The 14,411-nt window shown below is 40.6% G+C and carries 13 protein-coding genes; 8 read left to right on the plus strand and 5 right to left on the minus strand.

The features are described from left to right. Positions 1 to 61: 61 nt before the first annotated feature. The 6 genes from G6053_RS02710 (at position 62) to G6053_RS02735 (ending at position 6,136) form a co-directional block, all read left to right on the plus strand. Positions 62 to 1,330 (plus strand): DUF2264 domain-containing protein, encoded by a 1,269-nt coding sequence (locus tag G6053_RS02710; RefSeq protein ID WP_165305489.1) that lies wholly within the window; start codon positions 62 to 64, stop codon positions 1,328 to 1,330. A 189-nt stretch (positions 1,331 to 1,519) separates the two neighbouring features. After that, entirely contained in the window at positions 1,520 to 2,776 is a 1,257-nt protein-coding gene (locus tag G6053_RS02715; protein WP_241254903.1) for a glycoside hydrolase family 88 protein, read from the plus strand. 66 nt (positions 2,777 to 2,842) lie between these two features. Further along, the gene (locus G6053_RS02720) at positions 2,843 to 4,114 is read left to right on the plus strand and encodes a DUF2264 domain-containing protein (RefSeq protein ID WP_165305490.1); all 1,272 of its coding nucleotides are present in this window, start codon (positions 2,843 to 2,845) and stop codon (positions 4,112 to 4,114) included. Positions 4,115 to 4,468: 354 nt separating this feature from the next. Beyond that, complete coding sequence (locus tag G6053_RS02725; RefSeq protein WP_165305491.1) at positions 4,469 to 4,990, plus strand: ATP-binding protein; 522 nt, start codon at positions 4,469 to 4,471, stop codon at positions 4,988 to 4,990. Continuing rightward, a complete protein-coding gene (locus tag G6053_RS02730; RefSeq protein WP_108636211.1) occupies positions 4,983 to 5,609 on the plus strand; it encodes a response regulator transcription factor in 627 nt (208 codons plus the stop codon). The genes G6053_RS02725 and G6053_RS02730 overlap by 8 nt, the downstream gene beginning before the upstream one ends. 110 nt (positions 5,610 to 5,719) lie before the next feature. Continuing rightward, positions 5,720 to 6,136 (plus strand): hypothetical protein, encoded by a 417-nt coding sequence (locus G6053_RS02735; protein WP_146191126.1) that lies wholly within the window; start codon positions 5,720 to 5,722, stop codon positions 6,134 to 6,136. 119 nt (positions 6,137 to 6,255) lie between these two features. Here the strand turns inward: G6053_RS02735 and G6053_RS02740 are convergent, their stop codons facing one another. The 5 genes from G6053_RS02740 to G6053_RS02760 form a co-directional block, all read right to left on the minus strand. Then, positions 6,256 to 6,996 (minus strand): hypothetical protein, encoded by a 741-nt coding sequence (locus G6053_RS02740; protein WP_165305492.1) that lies wholly within the window; start codon positions 6,994 to 6,996, stop codon positions 6,256 to 6,258. Positions 6,997 to 7,217: 221 nt separating this feature from the next. Beyond that, the gene (locus G6053_RS02745) at positions 7,218 to 7,835 is read right to left on the minus strand and encodes a fibronectin type III domain-containing protein (protein ID WP_165305493.1); all 618 of its coding nucleotides are present in this window, start codon (positions 7,833 to 7,835) and stop codon (positions 7,218 to 7,220) included. Positions 7,836 to 8,545: 710 nt separating this feature from the next. Then, positions 8,546 to 9,517, minus strand: coding sequence for an AraC family transcriptional regulator (locus tag G6053_RS02750; RefSeq protein ID WP_165305494.1), 972 nt, complete (start codon positions 9,515 to 9,517; stop codon positions 8,546 to 8,548). A 193-nt stretch (positions 9,518 to 9,710) separates the two neighbouring features. Next, positions 9,711 to 10,805 (minus strand): hypothetical protein, encoded by a 1,095-nt coding sequence (locus G6053_RS02755; RefSeq protein ID WP_165305495.1) that lies wholly within the window; start codon positions 10,803 to 10,805, stop codon positions 9,711 to 9,713. An 11-nt stretch (positions 10,806 to 10,816) separates the two neighbouring features. Then, positions 10,817 to 11,629: a sigma-70 family RNA polymerase sigma factor gene (locus G6053_RS02760; RefSeq protein ID WP_165305496.1), complete on the minus strand. Its 813-nt coding sequence runs from the start codon at positions 11,627 to 11,629 to the stop codon at positions 10,817 to 10,819. A gap of 1,863 nt (positions 11,630 to 13,492) precedes the next feature. Here G6053_RS02760 and G6053_RS02765 point away from each other — a divergent pair. Both G6053_RS02765 and G6053_RS02770 read left to right on the plus strand, forming a co-directional pair. Further along, a complete protein-coding gene (locus G6053_RS02765; protein WP_165305497.1) occupies positions 13,493 to 13,948 on the plus strand; it encodes a helix-turn-helix transcriptional regulator in 456 nt (151 codons plus the stop codon). 54 nt (positions 13,949 to 14,002) lie between these two features. Beyond that, positions 14,003 to 14,395, plus strand: coding sequence for a DUF2750 domain-containing protein (locus G6053_RS02770; protein WP_165305498.1), 393 nt, complete (start codon positions 14,003 to 14,005; stop codon positions 14,393 to 14,395). Positions 14,396 to 14,411 lie beyond the last annotated feature (16 nt).

Genomic DNA, 14,411 nt, shown 5'->3' on the forward strand with positions numbered 1-14,411 from the left:
AAAGATTTTTAATGTTTTGTGAGGCTGTATTGAGCACACGTTTATTTATAAACCATTATCGATGAAGAGAAGATCTGTATTAAAATTGTTGGGTGGCGCTGGCGTTGGTGCATTGACGGCCTCGTTGCCGATGAGCGCGAAGGCAGGTGTTTTACCTGATGAAAGTATAAGCTATACGGGGAATGACCGTGCTTATTGGGTTTCAATAATCAGTAAGATGGCTACACCAATATTGGATAATATCAGTAAGCAGCAATGGCGTAAAAAGATGCCGATGGAGGTAAGCCCCACTTTTGACAGTAGAGATCCGGGGGTTGGTTACCTCGAAGCCTTCGGTCGATTGCTAGCAGGTATGGCACCTTGGCTGGCTTTAGCGGATGACAGCACTGAAGAAGGTAAACTGCGTAAGAAATTACGTGATCAAGCTTTATTGGGAATCCAATATGGTGTAGATCCTGAATCTCCGGATTATTTTACATGGCGAGGTCCTTCATCGCAAACGCTGGTAGATGCAGCACATCTCGCCCTTGCGTTCCTAAGAGCTCCCAAGGCACTTTGGGAACCATTGGATCAGGTAACAAAGAAAAGGGTTGTCGAAGAATTTAAACTGCTACGTAAGATTAAACCTAATGAAAGTAACTGGTTGCTTTTTGCTGCAATGACCGAAACTTTCATATATAGCGCTGGCGAAGAATGTGCGCGTGAGAAAATAGACTATGCGGTCAATAAATTTGATCAGGAATGGTATGTTGGTGATGGCTGGTATAGTGATGGGGCACGTTTTAGCTTTGATCATTATAATGGATACGTGATCCATTGCATGCAGGTCGAATCACTTCGTCATAATATTTCTGCGGGTGGAAAATACAAGGAAATGTATGAACGCGCCTATAAACGCATGCAGCGTTATGCACATCATTTGGAACGGATGATATCGCCTGAAGGACACTATGTGGTCGTTGGGCGGTCCTCTACCTATAAGAATGCGGCCTTTCAGCCTTTGGCAGCAGTAGCTTTAGAGGATAAACTGCCGGAAGATATCTCAAAAGGTCAGGTGAGGGCGGCCCTTACGGCGGTACTCAGGCACATTTATATTGACAAAACTTTTGCTCCTTCGGGATGGCTCCGTATGGGAGTGGTTGGAGACCAACAGTCAAATTTAGCTGACTATTATACCAACGCCGGATCAATGTATGTGGCATCGCTGTCGTTCCTGCCGCTAGGATTACCTGCTACGGATGAGTTCTGGACATGCGCCCCACAGAAATGGACCTCACAGAAATGCTGGAATGCAGAACAGTTTCCGAAAGATTATTATGTTAGTTACTAACTCCTTATTCTTTGATCCATAAGCTAAATACTAAAAAAATAGAGGTATCAGGTAGGTCTCAGGCTTGCATAAGTAAAATGTCAATACTAAATAATTAAAAGATAGAAATAAAAAATAGATGCACTTGGTAAGCTGTAGGCTTGTCTAAGTAAAATCTCAATACTCAATACTCATATCTCAATACTAATAATGAAGATACAACACTATATTACAGGAGCTTTAATGATTGGACTTGGCGTACAAGCCATATCATGTTCTAGCCAGAAGAATATAACAACAGCCAAATTGGGACTGAACAAGGAATTTGTGCAAACCAATCTTGAAGATGCGCGTAAACAGATTACCTATCTAGCTTCGTCCATACAGGAATCGGATATTCCCACCACTTATAAAGACGGGAAATATGTCAATTGGGGTTCTAGCTGGTGGTGTTCCGGATTTTATCCGGGTACAGTGCTCTATCTTTATGAATATACAAAAGATGAGAAGTTGTTGGATGAGGCAAAACGAAAATTAAAATATTTAGAAAAGGAGAAAAACAATAAAGGAACACATGATCTTGGGTTTATGCTGTATTGTAGTTTTGGTAATGCGCTACGATTGACTCGAGATTCTACCGCATACAAAGAAGTGTTAAGTACTGGAGCTGCTTCATTGGCGACACGTTTTCACACAGTTCCCAAAACAATTCGCTCCTGGGATGGACAGCCCTGGACTTATCCTGTTATTATTGACAATATGATGAATTTGGAGTTTTTGACAGAAGTCTCCAAGATGACAGGCGATAAACGATACAGAGATATTGCTGTAACACATGCCAACACAACCATGACCAATCATTACAGAAAAGACTATAGTTCTTACCACGTAGTTGATTACAATCCAGAAAATGGAAGCATAATTTCGAGAAAAACAGCACAGGGTGCCTTTGATGAGTCTGCATGGGCAAGGGGACAAGCTTGGGGATTATATGGATACACAATGATGTTCCGTGAAACTGGTGATAAGAATTATCTCGAACAAGCACAGCATATTGCCAAGTTTTACCTTAATCATCCCAATCTTCCAAAGGATCTGATTCCGTATTGGGATATGGATCAAAATAAACTGACCAAGGAAAGTAAGTATTATAATCAAAAGGATCTACGTGATGTTTCTACCGCTGCGGTTACCGCTTCTGCATTGTTGGAATTGGCACAATATACAAAAGGCAGTGAAAGTCAGTTGTACATTTCCAAAGCTGAGCAGATGTTAAAGTCACTTTCTTCGAAACCTTACAAAGCAGATTACAAAGAAGCCGGTGGTTACATACTGAAACATAGTGTCGGTTCTATTCCGCATAAAACTGAGGTAGATGTACCATTGACTTATGCTGATTACTATTATGTAGAGGCACTGATCAGATATGACCGAATGCTCAATGGCGAAAAAGTGATCAAACAGTAAGGATATTATCAACGTATAGCGGGCTAGGCAAGCTAGCTCGATTTTAAAAGAATTAATTCCAGTCATATGAACTATACAAAACTTATCATTATCGTATTGTTAGTGCCACAGATACTATTTGCTCAAAAGAAAACGGTAAATAATGGTGTACAACAGCGGGCATATTTGGTGAAAACGCTTACCAAAATTGCTGATCCTGTATTAATGGCATTGAGTAAAGGGGAATTGGTTAAAACAATGCCGATTGAATCGCGTGACAATCTGGATCGTACAGGTTGTACTTATTTGGAAGCATTTGGTAGATTAATGGCTGGAATGGCACCGTGGCTTGAACTTGGGCCGGATGATACCGCCGAAGGCAAGCTGAGAAAGAAATATATCGATCTATCCATTGCCTCTATTAAAAACGCAACGGATCCTAATAATCCGGATTATATGAACTTTAGAAAGCATCCCAAAACACAAAGTCAGGCTTTGGTGGATGCTGCATTTTTAGCGCAGGCACTCTTAAGGTCTCCAAATCAACTCTGGGGTAAATTAGATGATCAGACCAGGAAAAATGTGATCAATGCATTTAACCTGACCCGCGAAATGAATGCCTATGGTAATAACTGGGTTTTATTTAGCTCAGAAATAGAGGCCTTTTTTCTAAAATATGATAAAGTTGTCGATAAAAGCCGCTTGGATAAAGCTATCGACCTCATGGTTTCCTGGTATAAAGGGGATGGAATATACGGTGATGGCCCTAACTTTCATTACGATTACTACAATAGCTTTGTCATACATCCAATGCTTTTAGAAACTAGTTTGGAACTGAAGAATGCTAATTTAGATACAGCAAACCTCTATCCGATATTCTTAGATCGCGCCAGAAGATACGCTACCATACAAGAACGTTTAATCTCTCCGGAAGGAACTTATCCACCGATCGGGCGTTCATTAAGTTACCGTTTTGGTGCTTTTCAGCTGCTTTCGAAAATTGCGTATATGCATGAATTAGAAAAAGGAATCGAACCGGCTCAAGTGCGATGTGCGCTTTATACAGTAATAAAAAGACAGATTGAAATGCCCGGTACTTTTAATAGCTCCGGTTGGTTAAATATTGGTTTTGCTGGCCATCAACCGGAAGTGGGCGAAACCTATGTTTCTACGGGAAGTGAATATTTATGCTCAGAAGCCTTCATTATTCTGGGCTTACCGCCAAACGATCCGCTGTGGTCCGCCCCTGATGCAAGTTGGACAGCTAAAAAGGCATGGAATGGCGAACCAATGATTATCGATCATACACTGAGTCCAGATATTATTGGAGCAGACGTTTACAAAGAGCGGAAAAAATAGCAAGCACAATAATAATGAAAACAAATTATTGGTTAGTTCTGATCGTAATGCTATTGGGCGTTGTGCATGGAAATGCCCAATAGCTATTCCCCCAATTGTCTCGAATAGTTCGAATTGCTGTGGGCACGTGAAAGGACTTTAAGGTAATTGAGCCGATTTTATGGACCTGAACGATCTCGGTTCGATGTCTTGTTTTACTTCATCAATTGATATGATGGATTTGGGCAATGATATTATCGAGCAGATATAACGGGTACAGTTGTATTAAATGTCTTAGGAAAACAACAATATATTATCTTTTTTTGCATTTTGTGTGATAGAAATAGACCAATCTGTCAATATCAAGCTGAATAGATGAAAAAACTTGTTTTTCTTATGATACTGCTGTGCAGCATGCTTTTATCTGCTTTTGCATTACAGCAGAGTGGGCCCTCTACCAGTTTCATTGACAGTCTACGGAATGTATTCAATACCGTTAAGAATGATAGCCTGAGAGCGAGAGCGGCTCTTTTGATCGCGAATCAGTCGATATTTGAAAAAAAAGATTCAGTCACTGCTCTACGCTATTTGGGCGAAGCACAAAAATTATGTGCAAAGCAGTCATACCTGAAGGCTTTATATACATATTATCGGGCTTCACATATTCGGCACGGGAATGCAGATCAAATTATCGTGCAATGTCTGCAAAATGAGCGAGGCTTTTTGATCGGTGTGGATGACAATGGCAAAGGATTTGACGTGGGGGAGATTGTGAAAGCTAAACGGGGAATGGGACTTAAGAATGTACAAATGAGGGTAGCATATTTAAATGGAAAAATGAATATCTCGTCACAGCCAGGGGCGGGAACAAGTGTCAATATTGAAATCAATGTCTGAGGAGCAAAAAACATTGGCTATCTTGGATGATCATCCAATTGCCATCGAAGGAATCAAATCATTTTTAAAAGAAAATCTGTCATACGGCAGGGTGCTTGGATTTTCACTGGGTCGGGCCCTGACCGATTTTTTGAAGCAGGATCAGATAGACCTGCTCTTATTGGATATTGCCCTGCCCGATACGAACGGTATCGATTTGTGCGGCGAACTCAAAAGGAATTATCCCGAGCTTATCATCGTTGGGTTTAGTAATCATATGGCGCGCAATAGCATCCTGCAGATGCTTGCCAATGGTGCTGCAGGATATATCCTGAAAAGTGCCGATGCAGAGGAAATTATAACCTGTATTCAGAAAGTTTCTCAAGGCAGTATGGGCTTATGTGGGGCAACGCAACGGCTCATAGCCGCCGCACCATCCCGACAACTGCCTTCACTGACAATGCGCGAGAAACAGGTTTTGCAGTTACTGGCAGAAGGAAAAACAAGTGCGCAAATTGCCGAAAAACTATTCCTGAGCCCATTGACAGTGGATACTTACCGAAAAAATCTGATTCAGAAATTTGCCGTAAAAAATACTGCAGAACTGTTGACAATACTATTTAAGGAAAATTTACTCTAGACGCTTGTTTGTAATGACTACCCTAAAATTGGGAGGGTAAATTACCCTATTTCGTGGTATTGTTCGACCTCCAGCGTATATCTACTTTTGTTTATATAGATATGCAAAAGATGAAAACTATTAACAAAAACCTAATGATCCTTTGCCTAGCGGCAATGGTGTCAATGATCTTTGTCGGATGTAGCAAAGACAAGAATGAACCTATCGTTTCGGGAAAAATAGATGGCATTGTAGGCTCTTTTAAAGGAAAGATGGTCATCGGCGGTGATGCTGAATATTTTAATGCGATTGTCAATGTTACCAAGGTGGATGATGGCAAAGTGAAAGCGACAGTGAAGACAGGCGAGGCCTATAGTAGAGCTACGGCTAAAACATTCCCTGTACAAAACGTATCCAATATCCATATTTCCGGTCAAGGACCCATGGGGTCAATTACCTATAAACTTGATGATAAGAATATTCAGATAAGCACAGAGTCTGAAGCTAGCAGCGATGTAGAATTTTATTTTGAGGGAACAAAGCAATAATCACTTTCGTTAGAAATTCAACAAAAAAAAATCACGGTCCAACTAAATGGAATGTGATTTTTTTTGTTTTATCCAGTACTGGATTGAATTTCTTGGAAATATTATGCTCAATAAGAAGCCTATTTCAGATTTTTATTCAGTTCATCCAGTCCTTTGTTGACAATCTCGGTCCTTCTGTAACATTCTTCTGATCTGGCCTGAAGCGCGTTGAAGGAGGCAAATAGAACCTGTCCGTAGTCGTTGTACCTATCCTGCAGTTCGATGACTTGGGACAAAGCCTCTTTAAATTCCTCCTGGTCACGGTCCAGGGAAACAATATCGACCTGTGCCTCTAGATAATTGCTATAGATCTGTTGGATATCGTCCCAGAGCTGTTCGTCGATCCAGCTTTCTTTTTCATAGATCATCTCAAAATGGGCATTAAACCATCGGTATGCTTCGGAAACCTCATCGTGGAGATCCTGTATCCGCTGGTTGTGGTAGATTGCCCCCTTAAAGAACTCTCCGATATTGATGTTGATTTCGGCGCCGTCATCATGTTCGTCGAAAGGGAGGACGGAAGGCGCTTTGATCTTAAGCATGACTTCCAGTATATCTAGGTCCTGCTCAATGGGCAGCAATAGATATTCAAGTTCGGCTACTTCATAATCAATCTCTTCCAGAATCCGATATTGCTCTTTGAGTGTTTGAAGCATATCCCAGGTGAGGTCGTGCATGAGGTAGTGGGCATCAAGGCCTTTTTTTTCAAAATCTGACCGGGGCTTATCAAGGTCAAAGCGGAGGACAATTGGCCTTAGCTGGTGTTCTCTGACGATTTCTTTCATAATTGTAGTGGTATGGATATCTGGAATTACCGCCATTTTAACTGTTTTGACCGGTCTTTTTTTAGTCCTTCCCGCATCAAGATAGAAAATGGCGGTGTTTTTTCCAAATCTGTTTTTTTTGTTAGCGTAGTCTATACGCTCATATCTGTTGATTTATACCTCCGCTAAGGGAAGTTCATAGTTGTTCAGGAAAATGCGGCTTCCTCGAGTCTTTAGCGTGTCAGGCCGGAGGAAGCCGGCGATGTAAGGTCTAGCGACTACAGTACAAAACTGCTTATCGCATCACTGTAATTTGGTTTCGGATCAATGCCGATATAGGTGACCCTGAACTCATACTCTTTGAACGTTTCCAAGCCATCAATCACGCAGGTACTCTTTGAGCTTAGTTGGGACGACCATGCCTCATTGCTTCCCTTGAGCCTGTACTGGTACTCATACATTCTCGCCCCGGCCCATGCGTTTGTTTTCAGATTGACACGGCCGCTGCCTACCTGATCGGGTTCAGCAATGAGGCGTTGCGCTTTAGGTACAAAGCCATTATAAGAAGTATTTGTTTTTCGGATATTGAATCCCGCCGCCAGTACAATCGTGTCGTCGTTGCCTGCGATGGTATCCACATATTTGCCGAGCTCTTTAAGGACGTAGACCAGTTCCTCTCTCTTTTGTTTACGGATCATAATTGCCCTGGTATCCCTATAGGCAGCTTCTGTAGCCGAATTACGGAAGGCGGTAAGTGCCGCATTGAGTACAGTCAGTGCCGGAATCGGTGTGGGAAACAGGACTGCTTCGTTGGCCATCTTGGTCGCAATCTGCTCTGCGGTCTGCATCAGTTGTACATCTGTTTGATCTTTTTCGTTAATTGTTAATTGACTCATAATTTTTAAATGTTAAAAGTTTAAAATAAATTATTGTGCTAGCAACGATACAAACATACGACAGTGGGGAGGACGTGGAGGGGGTAAAATTCCGCCAAAATGCAAAAAGCTGAAAATTCTTTTTGGCGGAATTTTACCCCTAATAATTATTGATTTGGAATAAATATTTTCTTGTAAACTGAGTTTGGATGGCGTAGAGGTTGATTTTAGATGGTCTGGTTGGCTAGCCTGAACTTAAGGGAAAAGTTTGTCCCCCTGAGGGGAAAGTAAATTCCCCTAGGAATTTTTTGCAATCCCTTAAGGGAAAAGTTTGTCCCCCTGAGAGGAAATCAAATTCCCCTAGGAATTTTTTGAAATCCCTTAAGGGAAAAGTTTATCCCCCTGAGAGGAAATCAAATTCCCCTAGGAATTTTTTGGAATCCCTTAAGGGAAAAGTTTATCCCCCTGAGAGGAAATCAAATTCCCCTAGGAATTTTTTGCAATCTCTTAAAGGAAAAGTTTATCCCCCTGAGAGGAAAGTAAAATCCCCTAGGAATTTTTTGAAATCCCTTAAGGGAAAAGTTTATCCCCCTGAGAGGAAATCAAATTCCCCTAGGAATTTTTTGCAATCTCTTAAAGGAAAAGTTTATCCCCCTGAGAGGAAAGTAAAATCCCCTAGGAATTTTTTGAAATCCCTTAAGGGAAGAGTTTGTCCCCCTTAGGGGAAAGCGCTAATCTTCATCGTCAAAGTTATATTTTGCATTGTGGAGCTTCCGTTCTACGACAGGTGTGTGTCCGAAATAATGGATATAAGTTTTAATAAAATATTTGGCCGTCGAAAACTGTAATCTGAAAGCGATCATATCAACGGAATCGTTGGAGGTTCGGAGCATTTCCCGGCCTTTATAGATCCGTATGGCCTGAATGGCCGAATTTACGGTTAATCCGTTATCTTTAAATACTCGGTATAATGTTCGCTCGCTTGTAAGCAGGGCGGCTGCAATACACTGAATGTTGATTCCCTCATCCATATAATGTGCATAGATATAGGCCTTTGCCCGATGGAGGAGCGAGATGTCCTCTTGTTGAGCTGATTTGCGCTGTTCGGTCAGATCCCTATGATAAAGCTCAATGATATTGCTTGTATAAAATTGTAGTCTGACGCTTAATGAATAGGCCGAGGATTTGGTCTGTTGGATAAGGTCGAGCACTTTTCTGATGCGGTAGCCAATCTTTTCCGTGGCTAATACCTGTGTTACCTGTAGCCTGTCCAGTTGCAGCGTATTCCATTCCAGAGCTAAGGAGCTGGAATCTTCTATTTCAACTCCGATCAGGATCATGGCGACTTTACCGGCTTTTATCTGATAGCTGATTTCTTGATCCGTATTAAAGTAGCCCAAGTATTGCTGATGGACTAGAGTGGATTGATTAAAGCCTTTTATGGAAGAAGAACCATGAAATTGGAAAGCCAGCCAGAGCGCAGTCTGGCTATTGCAGATATTAAAATTCCAGTCTTCTTCAAAAGTTCCGGCTATTTCCAAAAAAGTATGGCTACCTATTTTTTTACTGGCGATATACTGATCTTTAGTACAAAGAATAGGATCCTCCGCCGTCAGAAAATTAAAGTACAGTCCTTTGGGAGCAGTATGGCGTTGTGCTAAATGGTACGGATATTTAAGGTTTATGCTCTTGTTGATCAGCATACTTTTTCGAAAAATTGGTTAGTATCGTTAAGATACAAAAGTATTTCGGTATAAGCAACTTAATGCTGTTCAAAGATTATTTTCTTTTTAAAGGACAGTGTAAACAGGAATAGAAAATGGAATTCAAAAGGACTAAAGGAAAAAACGGCAAAGCTATTTATCTGCATCAACCAGCTCTGCCGTCAGGTAGCTGCTATTCAACGATAATATTGATCCCTGCCATATTCGCTTTATATCTAATTTTTTCAATCAGTCCGTAGTAACTCCAGTTGCGGAGCAGAAATTCATCTTCTTTAGCGAATTCTTCTTTACTCGTTTGATTGACTAATAGTAGTGTTCCAGCTCCAGATTTTACACAGATATCTATCAGACGACGGCTATAAAGGTGAAGCCGGCTATCCACATAACGCTTCTCCTTTTCATTGAAATGATCTAGGCTTTTTAGTTTTTTCTTGCGTCCGCGCCCACCACTGTTATAGGCCGCAGCCTTTTGTATGCGGTGACGGGCAGCCTGAATAGCCATCCGCCGGTATAGAAACTCCTCCTTGTTGCCGATCTGATAGTTGTCCTTGTCAATATTGACCGTGATCGGGTGTTCTACAGACAGGGACGCTTCTGCAATGACGTGTTCTTTCAATGCGTGCTGCTTTTTCGGCAGCTCCAGTGCCAGTAGTAAAAAGATCTTACCTTTTATGATCTTGATCGAACTCGTACAGATCTTGATCTGGCCGACTAAGGCTCTCTGTAGAAGAACTCTTTTATCCGATCGGTCTTTGCCAAGGTAAGTTCGGAATGGAATCTTAAAGAGTGAAAGTTTAAAATCACGGCCTTTCTCGTCATTGCTCAGTTTTACCTGATCTCCCGAAAAGGGGATAGGCATATCCTTTTTATAGTTGCGCAATGATTTCTCTCCTCTCCAATAAGCCGTACGATCAGCACTAAACACCCGATTTAGTGTCATGTTCATGGCTGATATAATGTTGGAAGGCAGTTTACCCTTGAAATAAAGGTTCAGTATCCGGTAGGTGGTATTCATCTTTGAGGATGTGAAAATGCCATCGGGATCCTTTTTGAAGTCGGCCAGTTTCACCTTGATGTCATCCCGCAGATAGATCAGGTCCTTGATCTGCTCCTGAATGTACTGATGGGTCAATACCATATTCGAACCACGGTATACAATATCCTGCCATTCGAACAATTTTTTAAAGTATTCGGAGCGTTGCTCTTTGTCGTCGCAATCCAGGTGAAGTTGGATCTTTCGTGTCAAAATAATAGTTTCCTTTTCCATGTTTCGCTTTTTTATGCTGTTTTTTGTGTTGATCTGATCTTGCTATGCGCCTGTACAAAAAGCCGTTTTACCGAGGTCGAGTCCAGTTGCAGGGCGTCGGCGATCTGCTCAAAGGACAGTTGCAGCTCATAGCGCATATGGAATATTTCTGTCTGCTGGTCATTGAATTCACCCTGTAATACAATCTTGGAAGATCCGCTGGCTAGTTCCATTTTCTGTGAACTGCCAAATATAGTACGCAGGGTTTCTATTGTTTTTTCGACCTGCATACTGACTTCATAATCGGATATGCCGCCCAGATAATAAGCTATACGTTCATAATTAAAGCTATATTTCAGGCAGAGTCTTATAAAGAGCTGTTGCTGCTGGCCGAGGTTAGGTAATAGTTTATTAAGCTGCTCCAGTCGCTGCTGTTTTTCTTCTTCCAGTTTTTCCAGATAGACCGGGTCAATTTCTTCTTCCTCTTCTATGTCATAGCCCAGCAGGAATTCCTGATAATCTTCGATACCGTCGAGCCGGAGTAGGCTCCGGTGAAAGCGGTTCCGTGTTTTACTGTAAAAAGCATCTATGGCAGACCGAATCTGCCTTTTGAGAAAATCGAGGATATCTTCAATATGCAGGATCTGCTCACGGTACAGCCAGAGTCTGAGCAGGGCTTCTTGTGCGATGCTCTCGGCAATGCATTCATCCCCAGTGGCACGATAAGCCCTCCTGAAAAGATAGCCATAAAATCGTTTGTAAAAAAAATCCAAGCCCCGTTCGTTGCCCTGTCTCAAAAGCGATACGTACTTTTCAGCTTGCTGTTTTTGTAAAGTTTTTTTCATAATCCATATTCAGTTTGCGCAATATAGGATTGCATTTATCTTGGTTAATGGTCTACAGGGATCCCAGCGGTCTTAGCGGATTTTTGGGAACCGGGATCCTGTAGATTTGTATGGCTGCTGAACGGATCTCTTGAAGTATGGATATAATATTGGCGACAATTGTGTATAGTTTATTTTTTTTTACAGTACTTTTTCCGCCAAATGGTACCAGATTGTGTATTTCCTCTGTTAAATAGGTATATCTGTTTGACAGAAAGTACTAGATTGTGTATATCGTAATGCTTAGAAAAGGTAACATTGGGCTATTGCAGGCAGAGATTGGTAAAAGTATTTCTCAACATAAGAAGGGAACCCTTTGTTTATACAGATAGCAAGCCTTACCGTACTTTTGCATAAATAGTATTCAGTGAGTGACCAATTGTCCTCACCCTACGGCCTCACAAGCAGCCTCTATGTTTTGTTTGATTTTAGTTTTTTTGAAAGAGCATAGCTTCCTTTGTGAACACTTTCAATATTGGAAATACCGTTCTCAGTTTTAAGGGAAACGGCATTGTATGTGTCTGACATAAGATTCACCGTTGTATATACTTGAAGATAGACTAACCTTACCGCCTGTTGAATAAAAGTATTCGGTTAGTGAACTTGCCCCTTCTTTGTGTTTTTTTCATCTCATTACACAAGACCACCATTATGTACGATTTTTATTGCATCTTAGCGAGTGAGCGCCATTGTTTATGCTTTATAATATGCAAACAAGAGCAAGCCCATATTGTGTATGCTTAAAGGCCAGTTCAATTACTAGAGCACTATCTTTCTTAACCTTCAAAATTTGGCACACGGGGAGAGCCTAGTTGTGTAAGTTGACCACGTTGCTACGTGTGCCTATAATCTTCATTATGTGCAATCTATCGCTCTGTTACAATAACTAAAAAGTATTTGATGAGTGGCTCATTGCCCTCACCCCACGGCTTCACAAGCAGCCTCAATATAATTTAATTTTCTCTGATCGATCGGGGTACAAGGAAGTAGGGATGTCAAACCGCTAAGAAACCAGCATTGTGTATTCATATCTCGCTTTCGGACAAACAGTAGCCCTTTGTATATATTTAAAGAACTTGATAGAAAGCGAACTCAATTGTGTATTTGTAAATCGATATTTTACTACGTGAAGCCGCTCAACCGTGTATAGATTTAAGATTTGTATAAGGTCATGGTAACTTTTATTTTCAATAAGTGCTAGCCCTTTTGGCTCCAAGAATGATAGCGCAAGCAAATGCGTTTGCTACAATCTGTTAAAACGGTAAGCGGACGCGTTGTGTATGTCTCAAAATTGTCATTGGAAAATTAGCGGTTTTATTGTGTTCACTTCCAATTTGTATTCAAATTGGAAAAGATGAGTGAGATTGTGTAAACTTCGGATAGTTCCAATTCGAGCCTCGTTACTAATTTCTTTAAGACAGTTTCTGACGCCTTAGTTATGTATACTATAATTAAGATTTCATTTACCACAGCATTATCATCATGACGATCATTGATAGTAATTATAGTATCACTATACAATCTGACAAGAAGTTCGCTATTGTGCATACAAGTCCGAAAAGCGCGTTGTGTTATTTTAAAAAAATAAAAGAGTATTTGGCGAGTGACCAATTGTCCTCACCCTACGGCTTCACAAGCAGCCTCGTTATATTTCTATTTTTAGTTTATTTCAATCAATATCCATACGTCAAAGAACATCAGCTATTGCCTTTGGTTACAATAATTCGTAACTTTAAGACCAAAGATATTTCATTCAATATTATTTTTTGTGGTGGTTTTTCACCGATTTACCGGTAAAAAACCAGATGATAATTTTCATGACTTATGAATACTACTTTTAAGGAAAAAACTGACAGCATGCATATCGGTCATAATATCAAGCGTATCCGCGAGATACAGGGAATCAAACAGGAAGCCTTTGGGCAGCTCTGTCGCAACAGGTATTCACAACAGCGTATATCGGACTTCGAAAATATGGTCGCTTTGGACGAACCACTTCTAGAGGAACTGGCGACAGCATTGGGTGTCACTCCAGATTTCGTGAAGTCTTTTAAGGATGATAATATCATTTATAATATACAGAATAATCAAGATACCAGTTCCAGCAATCAGCAATATAATTATCCTACTATTCATAATGATGGTTCTGATAAATTAATAACTCTTTTGGAAAAGTTTATCGAAGAAGATCGAATCAAAACACAATCCATAGCGGAGCTTAGTAAAGCCGTATTAGATCTCGCTGCCGAGGTCAAGCAATTGAAAGAAGGGAAAAGGTAAATGGCATTTAAAATGAATAGTATTTTCTTAGCTTGGATATAGCATTTTGATGAGATGAATATCATGTTGACAGAGAAGGAAGTCGCATCAGTGGTTAAATTGGCTCCATTTGATAGATATAAATACTTTCTGAAAAGAGTAGCTGATACCGAACGTATGTATACTTTAATTAACCGGAGTAACGAATATGCACTTTCCGAGGTGGAGGGGTATTTCTTTTTTTCTATTTGGCCATTCCCAGAATACGCATTATTGTCAGCAGTCAAAGAATGGTCAGATTATTCGCCCAAAGAAATTACTTTAGATGAATTTGAGGAGGATGTGATCAACTTGATCGAACAAAATAATTATTTAATTAATGTGTTTTCTGTCGATTCAAAAGCTGGGTTCGTGGTCAATGTAAAGGAATTTGCTAGGGATATGGGTGATGAATTGAAAAAGTATTAAGCATCATGTGCTTTTG

Source organism: Sphingobacterium sp. DR205 (assembly GCF_011064245.1).
Classification (GTDB): Bacteria; Bacteroidota; Bacteroidia; order Sphingobacteriales; family Sphingobacteriaceae; genus Sphingobacterium; species Sphingobacterium athyrii.